Raw genomic sequence first — 13716 nt, forward strand, 5'->3', positions numbered from 1 at the left:
TTGGCCTGACCTGAATCAATTCAGCTGGGAGCCGTTGTTATACTATTTGGACAGCGTCGAAGTTTCGGATTGCCCGCAGCGTTTTCCGGCAACAGGATTAATTTTGCTTTCAAAGTTCAGAGGTAGTCATGATCAAAAAAATTGGTGTGTTGACGAGTGGCGGTGATGCGCCGGGCATGAACGCGGCTATCCGCGGTGTGGTGCGTGCAGCGCTGTCAGAAGGTTTGGAAGTCATGGGTGTCTATGATGGCTACCTGGGTCTGTACGAAGATCGCATGGTGCAGCTGGACCGCTACAGCGTGTCCGACATGATCAACCGTGGCGGTACATTCCTCGGCTCCGCTCGCTTCCCTGAGTTCCGCGATGAAAACATTCGCGCCGTGGCTATCGAAAACCTGAAAAAACGCGGCATTGATGCGCTGGTGGTTATTGGCGGTGACGGTTCTTACATGGGGGCGATGCGCCTGACCGAAATGGGCTTCCCTTGCATCGGCCTGCCGGGCACCATCGATAACGATATTAAAGGTACCGATTACACCATCGGTTACTTCACTGCGCTGGAAACCGTGGTTGAAGCGATTGACCGCCTGCGCGATACCTCCTCTTCACACCAGCGTATCTCCATCGTTGAAGTGATGGGGCGTTACTGCGGCGACCTGACCCTGGCTGCGGCTATCGCCGGCGGCTGTGAGTTTGTGGTGCTGCCGGAAGTTGAATTCAGCCGTGAAGATCTGGTGGCAGAAATCAAAGCCGGGATTGCGAAAGGTAAGAAACACGCCATTGTGGCTATTACCGAGCACATTTGCGATGTTGATGAACTGGCTAAATACATCGAAACCGAAACCAAACGCGAAACCCGTGCTACCGTTCTGGGCCACATCCAGCGCGGTGGTTCCCCGGTAGCGTATGACCGTATTCTGGCATCCCGTATGGGGGCTTACTCCATCGAGCTGCTGCTACAGGGCTTCGGCGGCCGCTGCGTCGGTATTCAGAACGAAAAACTGGTTCACCATGACATCATCGACGCGATTGAAAACATGAAGCGTCCGTTCAAAGGTGACTGGCTGGATTGCGCTAAAAAGCTGTATTAATCCAGATAGCTGTCAGTAAAAACCGGGCATGGCCCGGTTTTTTATTGCCTGTTATATCGCCAAAAGTTATAGCCAATCTTTTTTTATTCTTTAATCCTTGAAATAGTTTCTGGCAGGCTGGTCGCATCAAACTTCATAAAGAGAGCGTGCGATGAACAAGTGGGGCGTGGGTTTAACATTACTTTTGGCTTCTGGTGGCGTACTGGCGAAGGATATTCAGTTACTCAACGTGTCTTACGATCCGACTCGTGAACTGTATGAAGAATACAACAAAGCGTTCAGTGCTCACTGGAAGCAGCAAACCGGTGATACGGTCACCGTGCGCCAGTCACACGGCGGATCCGGGAAGCAGGCAACGTCGGTCATTAATGGCATTGAAGCCGACGTCGTAACCCTGGCGCTGGCCTATGACGTTGATGCCATCGCCGAGCGCGGGCGCATTGATAAAAACTGGATCAAGCGCCTGCCAGACAACTCTGCGCCATATACATCCACCATCGTATTCCTGGTGCGCAAAGGCAACCCTAAACAAATTCATGACTGGAACGACCTGATCAAACCGGGTGTGTCTGTCATCACGCCAAACCCGAAAAGCTCCGGCGGCGCGCGATGGAACTATTTAGCGGCGTGGGGTTATGCGCTGCACCATAACAATAACGATCAAGCGAAAGCACAGGACTTCGTTAAAGCCTTATTCAAAAACGTAGAGGTGTTGGACTCCGGTGCCCGTGGTTCGACCAACACCTTTGTTGAGCGCGGCATTGGTGATGTGCTGATTGCGTGGGAAAACGAGGCGTTACTGGCTACCAATGAGTTGGGCAAAGACAAATTTGAGATTGTGACCCCGAGCGAATCTATTCTTGCGGAACCGACTGTGTCCGTTGTGGACAAGGTTGTTGAGAAGAAAGGGACTCAGGCCGTGGCAGAAGCATACCTGAAGTATCTCTACTCACCTGAAGGTCAGGAGATTGCGGCGAAGAATTACTATCGTCCGCGCGATCCTGAAGTCGCGAAGAAATACGAAAAAGAATTCCCGAAACTGAAGCTCTACACGATAGATGAAGAGTTTGGCGGCTGGGCAAAAGCACAGCAGGATCACTTCTCCAACGGCGGCAGTTTCGACCAAATCAGCAAGCGTTAACGTTAAATGGCCCTGCGGGGCCATTTTTGTTTCCACGGTCTGACATTTACTCGCAGAATATCTTCCCGTAGAGTGCTGAAAAACTCTACAGGAGACAGGTATGTCGCTCTGGTTATCGGACCCTCTGATCCTGCCCGGCATTATTATCCTTATCACCATTGTCCTTTGGGCCACTTCTGCCCTCCCGGAATACCTGACTGCACTGTTATTTTTTGCCGCGGCGATGGTGGCAAAGATAGCCCCGGCCGAGGTGATTTTTAGTGGTTTTGCCTCATCGGCCTTCTGGCTGGTGTTCAGCGGTTTTGTGCTGGGGATTGCGATTCGCAAAACGGGTTTGGCCGATCGAGTTGCGCGGGCGCTGTCCGCCCGGATGACCGACTCCTGGCTACATATGGTCGGCAGCGTCGTGCTTCTAAGCTATGCGCTGGCATTTGTTATGCCTTCAAATATGGGGCGCATTGCCCTGTTGATGCCGATTGTTGCGGCGATGGCGAAAAGAGCGTCCATTTGCGACGGCACCCGCGCCTGGTACGGTCTGGCGCTGGCCGTGGGGTTTGGCACTTTCCAGCTCTCGGCGACGATCTTACCGGCGAATGTGCCGAATCTGGTGATGAGCGGAGCGGCGGAAGGGGCTTATGGCCTGCATCTTAACTATCTGCCTTATTTGCTGCTGCACACTCCGGTGCTTGGCATTCTGAAAGGATTAGTGCTGATAGGCCTGATTGTCTGGCTATTTCCTGGCAAACCGCAGCCGCCAAAGCAAATTGAGAGTCCAGGACCGATGAGCCCTGAAGAAAAACGGCTGGCGTGGCTGCTGGTCGTTGTGCTCGGGCTGTGGGTGACGGAAAGCTGGCACGGCATTGGTCCTGCATGGATAGGGCTGATTGCCGCCTGTATGACGCTGTTACCGCGAGTGGGGTTTATCTCCGGCGAGGAGTTTGCCAGCGGTGTGAATGTGCGTACCTGCTTCTATGTGGCGGGCATTTTAGCGCTGGCCACGACTGTGACGCATATCGGTCTTGGGGCACTTGTGGGTGAGAAGCTAATGGCGATTATGCCCCTGGAGGCCAGCAGGCCGTTCACCAGCTTTGCCGCGCTAACCGGTATCACCAGCCTGCTCAACTTCATCGTCACTGCGAACGGCGTTCCGGCGCTCTATACCACTTTTGCCGAAAGCTTCTCACAGGCGACCGGTTTTCCACTTTTGTCGGTGATTATGATTCAGGTGCTGGGTTACTCAACGCCGCTTCTGCCGTATATGGCGTCGCCGATTGTGGTGGCGATGGGGTTGGGAAAAGTCCCGGCAAGGGAAGGGATGAAGCTTTGCCTGGCGCTGGCCGTGGTGACGTTTTCGATTTTGCTACCGCTGGACTATGGCTGGTTCCAACTGCTGCACAAACTCTAAAAAAAACGGCTCCGCAAGCGGAGCCGTTCATCAATATTATTGGCGTGATTACGCTTTTTTCGCTTCAGCTGCTGCTTTAACGATAACCGCGAAAGCGTCAGCTTTCAGGGATGCACCGCCAACCAGCGCGCCGTCAATGTCTGGCTGAGCAAACAGCTCTGCTGCGTTTTTATCGTTAACGGAGCCGCCGTACTGGATGATCACTTGCTCAGCCACTTTCGCGTCAGCTTTAGCAATGTGGTCACGGATAAATTTGTGTACCGCCTGAGCCTGAGCTGGGGTTGCAGATTTACCGGTACCGATAGCCCAGATTGGTTCGTAAGCGATTACCGCACCTTCGAATGCTGTTGCGCCCTGAGTTTTCAGCACGGCGTCGATCTGGCGTGCACAAACTTCTTCGGTTTTGCCCGCTTCGTTTTCAGCTTCGCTTTCACCGATGCACAGAACTGGCACCAGGCCTGCTGCTTTCAGCACGGCGAATTTCTTAGCGATGAACTCATCAGACTCAGCGTGATAGGTACGACGCTCAGAGTGACCGATGATGATGTATTTAGCACCGATATCTTTCAGCATCTCTGCAGAAACTTCACCGGTAAACGCGCCGGACAGGTTAACGTCTACGTTCTGCGCGCCAAGAATGATGTGGCTACCGGAAGCAGCGTGTTTCGCCAGGTCCAGGTACATGGTGGGTGGGGCGATAGCCACGCCGCAGCCTTCCACGCCAGACAGCTCTTTACGCAGGTTAGCAACAAGCTCGTTAACCATGTGTTTGCTGCCGTTCAGTTTCCAGTTACCCATCACTAAAGGATGTCGCATTTTAATTCTCCACGCGGTAAGCAATAAAAAGAATCACTGCCCGTCGGGCAGCTTGGTCTGTGAAACAGTATAGAGAGTCGGCGGGCGAAAGGCTTTGCTTTTTGTCATTTATTCGCCGCTGTTTAGCGTCTCAGATAGCGTTAGCTTAATCGGTTCAACGGCGAAAGTTAGCCCCTTTTCGCCGTTATCTGCCACGACATAGCGAATAGCACCGTCGTTCTGCGCGAAATAGCGTTTATTTTTGCCGTCGTTGAGTAGTTTGGTCAGCTTCTGCTGGCTTTGCGCTTTGGAAAGCGTTGGCGTGAAGCTGCGGATGATCGCAGCCATGTATTCCAGCGCTTTGCCACGGGCGGCTTTTTGCTCCGGCCCCTGAATGGGGAGCCAGGTTATCTGCATCGACTTAATTTTTAGGGTGCCGAGTTCCAGTGCCACAGAAGCATAAAGGTTTTCGTTGATCTTGGTAGCGGCGCGGGTCAGATTGGCTTTGTCACGGCTCTTCTCCACGGCGCGAAATTCGTTCAGCGGTAGCGACGGATTATCAATATCAAATTTGCCACGAAACTGGGTAATGGTCAGATCGAAAGTGGGTGCGCCGGGGAGCAGATAAGGCGCCGCCGGAAGCTGAGAAACTGCGTCTGACGCAGGATCTGCCCGGCTCACCGCCAAAGGCAGCGCCAGCAGCACGAGGGCAGGCAGCAGGTATTTCATCGACACACTTCTCCTGATGGGTTCATCATCCCGATTAAATCGGCAATCCGTTGGCTTGTCAAAACGGGCGGTGACCAGGGTACACTACGCCGCGATAAAATAATAAGGACCTTACCCATGACCATACAGCAATGGTTGTTCTCTTTTAAAGGGCGTATTGGACGCCGCGATTTTTGGATTTGGATCGGCGCGTGGATAGTCGGGCTGGTTATTCTGTTTACCCTGGCCGGGGCCGAAATCATGCCGTATTCCACGGCGGGCTTCTTCCTCACCGGCTCGCTGATTCCAACTGCGGCGGTGATTGTGAAGCGCCTGCATGACAGGGATAAAAAAGGCTGGTGGGCGTTGCTCTTTATTCCTGCCTGGCTGCTGGTGGCAGGCAACTGGGAAACCTTTGGCACCCTGTGGCAGTGGGGATTGGGGCGTTTTATCCCGACGCTGATTTTCGTCATGGTGCTGATGGACCTGGGCGCTTTTATTGGCACCCAGGGTGAAAACCGTTTCGGGAAAGAGACCAGCGAAGTTAAATTCCGCTGATTTACCAGTAATGCTCGGCGGTCATGTGGCCAGGCCTGCGGCGCAGATGTTTGGCCATCTGCCGGGTATCTTTCAAGAGCTGTTGCGTGTCACGCACCATTTGCGGGTTACCGCATAGCATCACATGGCTGGTTTCAATATCCATCGGTAAACCAACGGCGGCCTCCAGCTCACCGCTTTCTATCAGCGCCGGAACACGCCCGGTGAGCGAACCTGCGACCGTTTCGCGGCTGACCACGGTTTGAATACGCAGTTTGCCCTGGTAGCGTTCTTGTAGTTCAAGCATCAGCGGCAGATAGCTTAAATCGTTGGCATAGCGGACCGCATGGAGCAGCACGATATTCTCAAAACGTTCAAGGTCTTTGCCTTCCTGCAGGATTGAAAGATAAGGCCCCAGCGCGGTGCCGGTCGCCAGCATCCAGAGTGTTTTGCACTCAGGAATTTCTTCCAGAACAAAGAACCCGGCGGCTTCGCTTACCAGCTGCACTTCATCGCCAGGCTTGAGCGCATGCAGACGTGGGCTGAGTTTCCCTTCGGGAACGGTGACCAGATAGAACTCGAGATCGGGATTACTGGGGGCATTCACGTAGGAGTAGGCGCGCTGTACGCGTTCGCCGTCAATTTCCAGCCCAAGCTTGGTAAATTGCCCGGCGGTAAACGCATGCACCGGCGCATGAACCGTCAGGCTGAAGAGAGAATCCGTCCAGTTTTGAACTCTGGTAACTTTACCTGTAACCCACTCCGCCATGTTGTACTCCCGTCGTTGCTTTTTACCTATCTTCACCAGAATGTGGCAGCATTTCCAGCCCAAACGAGCCGGAAAGCTCGAACCAACAAACGAGAAACGTTACAGAATATGCTTCTGTACCTCGGTATCTTTACGATCGAGATAATGAATAGACTGAATGCGGCGGATCGTACGGGATTTACCGCGAATCAGCAGCGTCTCCGTGGTGGCCATATTGCCTTTACGGGTGATCCCTTCCAGCAGATCGCCTTTGGTGATGCCGGTAGCGGAGAAAATAACGTTGTCGTTACGCGCCATTTCATCGAGCTTCAGCACGCGTTCAGCCTCAATGCCCATTGCTTTGCAGCGCGCCAGTTCCTGTTCGCCGATGCGGCGGTTTTCTTCACTGTCGCCTTTTACGTGGTGGCGAGCCAGCAGGCGGCCCTGCATGTCGCCGTCCAGCGAGCGGATTACTGCCGCTGAAACCACACCTTCCGGCGCACCGCCGATGCCGTAGAGGACATCCACTTCGCTGTCCGGCATGCAGGTCAAAATAGAAGCCGCTACGTCGCCATCCGGAATAGCGAACACGCGCACGCCAAGCTTTTGCATCTCTTTGATCGTTTCGTCGTGACGTGGCTTGGCCAGAATGGTTACGGTCAATTCGCTAAGCGGTTTTTCCAGCGCAGCGGCGATGCGGTGAAGATTGTCCTCGAGGCTGAGATTAAGGTCGATGACGCCTTTGGCTCCAGGCCCAACAATCAGTTTTTCCATATACATATCGGGCGCATTGAGGAACGTGCCTTTATCTCCCACCGCGAGCACAGCCAGAGCGTTGGCCTGGCCCATCGCCGTCATGCGCGTACCTTCGATGGGGTCAACGGCAATATCTACCGCGTCGCCTTTCCCTGTCCCGACTTTTTCACCAATGTAGAGCATCGGCGCTTCGTCAATTTCGCCTTCGCCAATGACGATCTCACCGTCGATATTGATTTGGTTAAGGACGATACGCATGGCGTTTACCGCTGCGCCGTCGGCGACATTTTTATCGCCGCGGCCAAGCCATTTGTAGCCAGCAAGGGCGGCGGCTTCGGTCACGCGGGAAAATTCGATGGCAAGTTCTCGTTTCATAGCAGACTCATTTAGCAAACAGAATTGCCGGGGAGTTTAGCACAGGCGAGAAAAGGGGCGGGAAAGGCAGAGACTGAAAGGCCCCTTTTCAGGGGCCTTGTAGGGATTATTTCTCTTCGTGATCTTCCCAGGCAAGGGCGCGTTTAACCGCCTTCTGCCAGCCGGCGTAGCGGTAATTACGCTCGGTGGTTTCGATACCAGGGCGGAACTCTTTCTCGATGACGGATTTCTCCTGCAGCTCATCGAGGTTCTGCCAGAAGCCCACGGCCAGACCGGCCAGGTAAGCCGCACCCAACGCAGTGACTTCGCGAACTTCAGGACGCTCAACACGGGTACCCAGAATGTCGGACTGGAACTGCATCAGGAAGTTGTTGGCTACCGCACCGCCGTCCACGCGCAGCGCGTGCAGACGAATACCGGAGTCTGCCTGCATTGCTTCCAGCACGTCACGGGTCTGGTAGGCGATTGATTCCAGAGTGGCGCGAATGATGTGGTTAGAGTTCACGCCGCGGGTCAGGCCGAAAATAGCCCCACGTGCATACGGGTCCCAGTAAGGTGCGCCGAGGCCGGTGAACGCAGGCACAACGTAGACGCCGTTGGTATCCTTCACCTTGTTGGCGAAATACTCGGAGTCGAACGCATCGCCAATCAGCTTCATTTCGTCACGCAGCCACTGAATGGATGCCCCCGCCATGAATACGGCGCCTTCCAGCGCGTAGTTCACTTCACCTTTCGGGCCGCAGGCGATAGTCGTCAGCAGGCCATTGGTGGAGGCCACGGCTTTCTCACCGGTGTTCATCAGCATAAAGCAGCCGGTTCCGTAGGTGTTCTTCGCCATCCCTTCTTTCACGCACAGCTGGCCAAACAGCGCGGCCTGCTGGTCACCCGCGATCCCGGCAATAGGAATACGCGTGCCGCCCTTACCGCCGATGTTGGTCTGGCCATAGACTTCGGAAGACTTGCGCACTTCCGGCAGCATAGCGCGAGGAATGTCCAGCGCTTCCAGCATGCGGTCATCCCAGTCCAGCTCGTGGATGTTAAACAGCATGGTACGAGAAGCGTTGGTGTAGTCGGTGACGTGTACACGCCCCTGAGTCATCTTCCAGATGAGCCAGGTATCCACGGTACCGAACAGCAGTTCACCACGGCGAGCACGCTCGCGGGAACCTTCGACGTGGTCGAGGATCCATTTAACTTTAGTGCCGGAGAAGTACGGGTCCACCACGAGGCCGGTGTTGTGACGCACGTATTCTTCCATGCCGTTGCGCTTCAACTCTTCACAGATATCAGCGGTACGGCGGCACTGCCAGACGATAGCGTTGTAAATTGGCTTACCGGTTTCGCGCTCCCAAACTACTGTGGTTTCACGCTGGTTGGTGATGCCGATGGCCGCGATTTCGTCTGAGTTGATGTCGGCTTTCGCCAGCACTTCTACCAGCGTGGAGCTTTGGGTGGCCCAGATTTCCATGGGGTCATGCTCTACCCAGCCTGGCTTAGGATAGATTTGCTCAAATTCACGCTGTGCAACGCTAATGATGTTGGCGTCATGATCCAGGACGACGGCACGCGAGCTGGTTGTTCCCTGGTCGAGAGCGACGATGTACTTTTTTTCTGTAGTCATAATCAAGTCCTGAAGTCAGTATTACAGTGCTTTTTGCTGAGAGGTCACCTTGCTGTCCGGCTTGTCTTCTTCGACAACGCAGACGTCGCATGGCAGGTGGCGACCAATCAATTTACGGTAGCCGAATGCGCCGAGGGAAGCGCCGAGAATAGGCGCAAACAGCGGCACCAGGAAGTAAGGAATATCTTTCCCACCGGTGAAGGCGACGTCGCCCCAGCCAGCCAGCCACGCAAAGGTCTTCGGCCCAAGGTCACGCGCTGGGTTCATCGCAAACCCGGTCAGTGGTCCCATGGACGCGCCGATCACCGCAATCAGCAGGCCAATCAGCAGCGGAGCCAGTGGGCCACGCGGCACGCCGTTGCCATCGTCGGTCAGCGCCAGAATGACGCCCATCAGAATGGCAGTGATCACCATTTCTACGGCGAATGCCTGGACGAAGTTAATGTGTGGGTTCGGATAGGTGGAGAATATGCCCGCCAAATCCAGGCTTTCTACGCTGCCGCGCACCATATGGTGCGTTTGTTCGTAGTCGAGGAACAGATTGTAATATAAGCCATAAACCAACGCGGCGGCGCAGAATGCGCCAAGGAACTGTGAAATAATAAACGGCACGACTTTGCGTCCGTCAAAACAAGCGAACAGCCAGAGTGCGATCGTTACTGCCGGGTTAAGATGTGCGCCGGAAACACCTGCGGTCATATAGATGGCCATTGCCACCCCTAAGCCCCAGATGATGCTGATTTCCCACTGCCCGAACGTGGCACCGGCCACTTTCAATGCAGCAACACATCCCACACCGAAGAAGATCAACAACGCGGTACCCATGAATTCGGCGATGCACTGGCCTTTTAAGGTTGTTGTAGCGGTCTGACTCATAGTGGGGTCCTGAAGGCAAATTGATGATTATTGTTGTCGAGCATCCTTGTCACCTTTATGCCATGTAGGCATGGTGTTAATTTATCGTTAACGAGCACAAACGAGAAATATCGAACTTAAAATGTGCGTGCTGCGTCAAGAAAATGAGCGTTTTCGCGCTAAAAAATGAGCGGTGCCTCATGGGAAAGAGGGGGGAATTACGCGTTTTGTTAACGTGTTTTTTAACAATTCGAATCGACCGTGAACCCTGGCTTTCAGCATAGGCTGAAAAACGTCATGTTACGCAAAGAGCGCGGTAAGCCGCTGGACACGGGCATCCGGGCTACTTACAATCGAGTTACGCTACGTGTTGTGCATACGTTCATAAAGGCGTCGCCGTAGAATCGGGACGAGGATAGCCATCCATCAACGCCTTGCCATTCAGGAGAGTTCGAAATGTCATTTGAAGTGTTTGAGAAACTGGAAGCAAAAGTTCAGCAGGCGGTTGACACGATTACGTTGTTACAGATGGAAATCGAAGAGCTGAAAGAGAAAAATAACGGTCTGGCTCAGGAAGTTCAGCAGGCACAAAGCAACCATGAAGAGCTGGTGCGTGAAAACAGCAGCCTGAAAGAACAACAGCATGTCTGGCAGGAGCGTTTACACGCGCTGCTGGGCAAAATGGAAGAAGTGTAATTCCTGCTTCCGACAAAAAAGAACGGGCGCCTGAGGCGCCCGTTTTGCTATTCATCGACCGGATTACTCAATATCCAGCGGATCTTCGGAGAGAATGATGCCGGTGTTATCGGCATACAGATGGTCGCCTGAGAAGAAGGTCACGCCACCAAAATTGACGCGCACATCGCTTTCGCCGATGCCTTCTCCCGCGGAGCCAGCCGGGATGGCGGCAATCGCCTGGATGCCAATGTCCAGCTCTTCCAGGTCATCCACCTGGCGCACCGCGCCGTAAACCACAATGCCTTCCCACTCGTTTTGCAGCGCAAGACGAGCCAGTTCCGCATCAATCAGCGCGCGGCGTACTGAACCACCGCCGTCTACCAGCAGGACTCTCCCACGGCCATTCTCTTCGAGCAGATCGTACAGCAACCCGTTGTCCTCGAAACATTTCACCGTGATGATTTGCCCACCAAATGACGAGCGGCCACCAAAGTTGGAGAACAACGGCTCAACGACGTTGACCTCTTCCTGGTAGATGTCACAAAGCTCAGAAGTATCGTATTTCATAGGATTAAGGTTCATTTGCTGCAGGAGTTGTCAGTATATCGCGTTCTGTTAACTGTTGGCAAAATCATCAATTGTTAATTGATATTTGTCAGTCATCACACAACGGTACTGAGGACGACGCCCAGAGCAAACAGTAGATTCGTCAGCAACGCGGCTTTGACGGTGCGTTCCAGCATCGGGCGCATCGCCACGGGATCTTGCTCCCGCATTACGTAGGTAACCTGCTTGAGCAGCAGCGGCGCGGCCAGAACAAATAACCATCCCCACAGGCTCTTGAGCCAGATAAGGTTAAACAGGGCGAGACAGGCCAAAGCCCCGATGAGCAGAGCGGCATGATAGCGGCGTGCAACAATGGGCCCAAGACGTACAGCAAGGGTATTTTTACCGTTCTCACGATCGCTATCGATATCACGCAGGTTATTGATATTCAGCACTGCGGTGGCGAGTAACCCACAGGCCGTGGCCGGCAGAATCACCAGCGCCGCCAGCGAATTAGCCTGCAGATACCAGGTGCCCGCCACGCTAATCCAGCCAAAGAACACCAGCACTGAGATATCTCCCAGCCCCATGTAGCCATAAGGACGGGTGCCGACGGTGTAGGTAATGGCGGCGACGATAGACAGCAGCCCAAGTAGCAAGAAGCCCATGAAATCGGAGAAGGTATGGCAGGCAAGGGCGACCAGCGACAGACCCGACAAACAAATGAGGATGACGGTGATGACCAGCGCACGTTTCATCTGCGCCTGAGTAATCATTCCTTTTTGCATCCCGCGTAGTGGCCCGAGACGGTCTTCTTTGTCGCTGCCTTTGACCGCGTCGCCATAGTCATTGGCGAGGTTAGACAGGATCTGCAAAAGTCCGGCGGTCAGCAGCGCCAGCAGCGCCACAGCCGGGTCAAAGACACCTTGCCAGTAAGTCAGGGCCGAACCGCAGACGATTGAAGCAAACGCCAGAGGTAGCGTGCGTGGGCGAAGGCTTTCCAGCCAGGCCTGGGTGACACTTGTAGGTTGCGAATCGCTCATTATTTGGTTGCCAGTTTAGATAAAAAAATGGAGGGCATAAGCCCTCCATTTCAAATGAAGAAAATGCGTTAGCCGGATTATAGGATAAAACGGCTCAGGTCTTCATCTGCAACCAGCTCATCCAGATGTTTACCGACGTATTCGGCATCGATCAGGATGGACTGACCATCTAACTCGCTGGCGTCATAGGAGATATCTTCCATCAGACGTTCAAGCACGGTGTGAAGGCGACGTGCCCCGATGTTTTCGGTAGATTCGTTTACCTGCCAGGCAGCCTGAGCAATACGACGAATACCGTCCTCGGTAAAGTCGATGTTCACGCCTTCAGTTGCCATCAGCGCTTTGTACTGTACGGTCACGGAGGCGTTAGGTTCGGTCAGGATGCGCTCGAAATCGTCTACGGTCAGCGCCTGCAGCTCAACGCGGATAGGCAAACGCCCCTGCAGCTCAGGAATCAGGTCTGACGGGCTCGCAACCTGGAACGCGCCGGAAGCGATAAACAGGATGTGGTCAGTTTTTACCATGCCGTGCTTGGTGGATACGGTGCAGCCTTCTACCAGCGGCAGCAGGTCACGCTGTACGCCTTCGCGGGACACATCCGGGCCGGAGCTGTTGCCGCCGCGCTTACAAATTTTGTCGATTTCGTCGATAAACACGATCCCGTGCTGCTCAACTGCGTCGATGGCGTCCTGCTTCAGCTCTTCCGGATTCACCAGCTTCGCCGCTTCTTCTTCCACCAGCAGCTTCATCGCATCTTTGATTTTCAGCTTGCGTGGCTTTTGCTTCTGGCCGCCCAGGTTCTGGAACATGGATTGCAGCTGGCTGGTCATCTCTTCCATGCCAGGAGGTGCCATGATTTCTACACCCATCGGTGCAGCGGCGAGATCGATTTCGATCTCTTTATCATCCAGTTGGCCTTCGCGCAGTTTCTTGCGGAACGACTGGCGAGCAGCCGATGGCTCCTGCTGGGCTTCCGCCTGACCCCAGTTGTTCTTCGCCGGTGGGATCAGCACGTCGAGAATACGCTCTTCGGCCATTTCTTCAGCGCGGTAGCGGTTCTTCTCGATAGACTGCATGCGCACCATTTTGACTGCGGCATCGGTCAGATCGCGGATAATGGAGTCCACTTCTTTGCCCACATAGCCGACTTCGGTGAATTTGGTCGCTTCAACTTTGATGAACGGCGCGTTGGCCAGTTTTGCCAGGCGGCGGGCAATTTCGGTTTTACCCACGCCGGTTGGGCCGATCATCAGAATGTTTTTAGGGGTAACTTCATGGCGCAGCTCTTCATCAAGCTGCATACGGCGCCAGCGGTTACGTAAGGCGATAGCGACGGAGCGCTTAGCGTTGTCCTGGCCGATAATGTGTTTATTCAGCTCGCTAACAATTTCGCGTGGGGTCATTTCAGACATGGGAG

Annotated in this window: 14 protein-coding genes; 5 read left to right on the plus strand and 9 right to left on the minus strand. The window is 54.2% G+C overall.

The window, feature by feature from the left end; all coding sequences use genetic code 11:
- The first annotated feature begins 128 nt into the window (after nucleotides 1–128).
- The 3 genes from pfkA (at nucleotide 129) to AAIE02_RS14560 (ending at nucleotide 3637) form a co-directional block, all read left to right on the plus strand.
- The gene (gene pfkA, locus AAIE02_RS14550; protein WP_008457500.1) at nucleotides 129–1091 is read left to right on the plus strand and encodes a 6-phosphofructokinase; all 963 of its coding nucleotides are present in this window, start codon (nucleotides 129–131) and stop codon (nucleotides 1089–1091) included.
- A 151-nt stretch (nucleotides 1092–1242) separates the two neighbouring features.
- On the plus strand, nucleotides 1243–2232 hold the full coding sequence (locus AAIE02_RS14555) for a sulfate ABC transporter substrate-binding protein (protein ID WP_008457502.1): 990 nt from the start codon (nucleotides 1243–1245) through the stop codon (nucleotides 2230–2232).
- A gap of 100 nt (nucleotides 2233–2332) precedes the next feature.
- The gene (locus tag AAIE02_RS14560; protein ID WP_498532817.1) at nucleotides 2333–3637 is read left to right on the plus strand and encodes an SLC13 family permease; all 1305 of its coding nucleotides are present in this window, start codon (nucleotides 2333–2335) and stop codon (nucleotides 3635–3637) included.
- A gap of 48 nt (nucleotides 3638–3685) precedes the next feature.
- Here the strand turns inward: AAIE02_RS14560 and tpiA are convergent, their stop codons facing one another.
- Entirely contained in the window at nucleotides 3686–4453 is a 768-nt protein-coding gene (gene tpiA, locus AAIE02_RS14565; protein ID WP_336983479.1) for a triose-phosphate isomerase, read from the minus strand.
- Nucleotides 4454–4561: 108 nt separating this feature from the next.
- On the minus strand, nucleotides 4562–5161 hold the full coding sequence (locus AAIE02_RS14570) for a DUF1454 family protein (protein WP_166995832.1): 600 nt from the start codon (nucleotides 5159–5161) through the stop codon (nucleotides 4562–4564).
- A gap of 117 nt (nucleotides 5162–5278) precedes the next feature.
- Here AAIE02_RS14570 and AAIE02_RS14575 point away from each other — a divergent pair, with 117 nt between their 5' ends.
- Nucleotides 5279–5698, plus strand: a complete 420-nt coding sequence (locus AAIE02_RS14575; protein WP_336983480.1) for a DUF805 domain-containing protein — start codon at nucleotides 5279–5281, stop codon at nucleotides 5696–5698.
- A 1-nt stretch (nucleotide 5699) separates the two neighbouring features.
- Here AAIE02_RS14575 and fpr read toward each other — a convergent pair whose 3' ends face one another.
- The 4 genes from fpr to AAIE02_RS14595 all read right to left on the minus strand — a co-directional run bounded on the left by fpr (nucleotide 5700) and on the right by AAIE02_RS14595 (nucleotide 10053).
- Nucleotides 5700–6446 carry a ferredoxin--NADP(+) reductase gene (gene fpr, locus AAIE02_RS14580; protein ID WP_008457514.1) on the minus strand — a complete coding sequence of 249 codons (747 nt, stop codon included), beginning with the start codon at nucleotides 6444–6446 and terminating at the stop codon, nucleotides 5700–5702.
- A 99-nt stretch (nucleotides 6447–6545) separates the two neighbouring features.
- Nucleotides 6546–7556, minus strand: a complete 1011-nt coding sequence (glpX, locus tag AAIE02_RS14585) for a class II fructose-bisphosphatase (RefSeq protein ID WP_498532818.1) — start codon at nucleotides 7554–7556, stop codon at nucleotides 6546–6548.
- 106 nt (nucleotides 7557–7662) lie between these two features.
- A complete protein-coding gene (glpK, locus tag AAIE02_RS14590) occupies nucleotides 7663–9177 on the minus strand; it encodes a glycerol kinase GlpK (protein ID WP_008457520.1) in 1515 nt (504 codons plus the stop codon).
- 21 nt (nucleotides 9178–9198) lie between these two features.
- Nucleotides 9199–10053, minus strand: a complete 855-nt coding sequence (locus AAIE02_RS14595) for an MIP/aquaporin family protein (RefSeq protein WP_008457530.1) — start codon at nucleotides 10051–10053, stop codon at nucleotides 9199–9201.
- A 435-nt stretch (nucleotides 10054–10488) separates the two neighbouring features.
- On the opposite strand from AAIE02_RS14595, the gene zapB reads away from it, so the two are divergent.
- Nucleotides 10489–10728: a septal ring assembly protein ZapB gene (gene zapB / locus AAIE02_RS14600; RefSeq protein WP_008457532.1), complete on the plus strand. Its 240-nt coding sequence runs from the start codon at nucleotides 10489–10491 to the stop codon at nucleotides 10726–10728.
- Nucleotides 10729–10791: 63 nt separating this feature from the next.
- Here zapB and rraA read toward each other — a convergent pair whose 3' ends face one another.
- The 3 genes from rraA to hslU all read right to left on the minus strand — a co-directional run bounded on the left by rraA (nucleotide 10792) and on the right by hslU (nucleotide 13711).
- Nucleotides 10792–11277: a ribonuclease E activity regulator RraA gene (gene rraA, locus AAIE02_RS14605; RefSeq protein WP_008457535.1), complete on the minus strand. Its 486-nt coding sequence runs from the start codon at nucleotides 11275–11277 to the stop codon at nucleotides 10792–10794.
- A 95-nt stretch (nucleotides 11278–11372) separates the two neighbouring features.
- Entirely contained in the window at nucleotides 11373–12299 is a 927-nt protein-coding gene (gene menA / locus AAIE02_RS14610) for a 1,4-dihydroxy-2-naphthoate polyprenyltransferase (protein ID WP_008457540.1), read from the minus strand.
- Nucleotides 12300–12376: 77 nt separating this feature from the next.
- A complete protein-coding gene (gene hslU / locus AAIE02_RS14615; protein WP_008457542.1) occupies nucleotides 12377–13711 on the minus strand; it encodes an ATP-dependent protease ATPase subunit HslU in 1335 nt (444 codons plus the stop codon).
- Nucleotides 13712–13716 lie beyond the last annotated feature (5 nt).

This window comes from Cedecea sp. Ae19-4, assembly GCF_059801165.1.

Excerpts from the sequence above, each read along its gene's own strand:
- pfkA (WP_008457500.1), top strand. The coding sequence starts at position 129 with ATGATCAAAAAAATTGGTGTGTTGACGAGTGGCGGTGATGCGCCGGGC.
- AAIE02_RS14555 (WP_008457502.1), top strand. The coding sequence starts at position 1,243 with ATGAACAAGTGGGGCGTGGGTTTAACATTACTTTTGGCTTCTGGTGGC.
- AAIE02_RS14560 (WP_498532817.1), top strand. The coding sequence starts at position 2,333 with ATGTCGCTCTGGTTATCGGACCCTCTGATCCTGCCCGGCATTATTATC.
- tpiA (WP_336983479.1), bottom strand. The coding sequence starts at position 4,453 with ATGCGACATCCTTTAGTGATGGGTAACTGGAAACTGAACGGCAGCAAA.
- AAIE02_RS14570 (WP_166995832.1), bottom strand. The coding sequence starts at position 5,161 with ATGAAATACCTGCTGCCTGCCCTCGTGCTGCTGGCGCTGCCTTTGGCG.
- AAIE02_RS14575 (WP_336983480.1), top strand. The coding sequence starts at position 5,279 with ATGACCATACAGCAATGGTTGTTCTCTTTTAAAGGGCGTATTGGACGC.
- fpr (WP_008457514.1), bottom strand. The coding sequence starts at position 6,446 with ATGGCGGAGTGGGTTACAGGTAAAGTTACCAGAGTTCAAAACTGGACG.
- glpX (WP_498532818.1), bottom strand. The coding sequence starts at position 7,556 with ATGAAACGAGAACTTGCCATCGAATTTTCCCGCGTGACCGAAGCCGCC.
- glpK (WP_008457520.1), bottom strand. The coding sequence starts at position 9,177 with ATGACTACAGAAAAAAAGTACATCGTCGCTCTCGACCAGGGAACAACC.
- AAIE02_RS14595 (WP_008457530.1), bottom strand. The coding sequence starts at position 10,053 with ATGAGTCAGACCGCTACAACAACCTTAAAAGGCCAGTGCATCGCCGAA.
- zapB (WP_008457532.1), top strand. The coding sequence starts at position 10,489 with ATGTCATTTGAAGTGTTTGAGAAACTGGAAGCAAAAGTTCAGCAGGCG.
- rraA (WP_008457535.1), bottom strand. The coding sequence starts at position 11,277 with ATGAAATACGATACTTCTGAGCTTTGTGACATCTACCAGGAAGAGGTC.
- menA (WP_008457540.1), bottom strand. The coding sequence starts at position 12,299 with ATGAGCGATTCGCAACCTACAAGTGTCACCCAGGCCTGGCTGGAAAGC.
- hslU (WP_008457542.1), bottom strand. The coding sequence starts at position 13,711 with ATGTCTGAAATGACCCCACGCGAAATTGTTAGCGAGCTGAATAAACAC.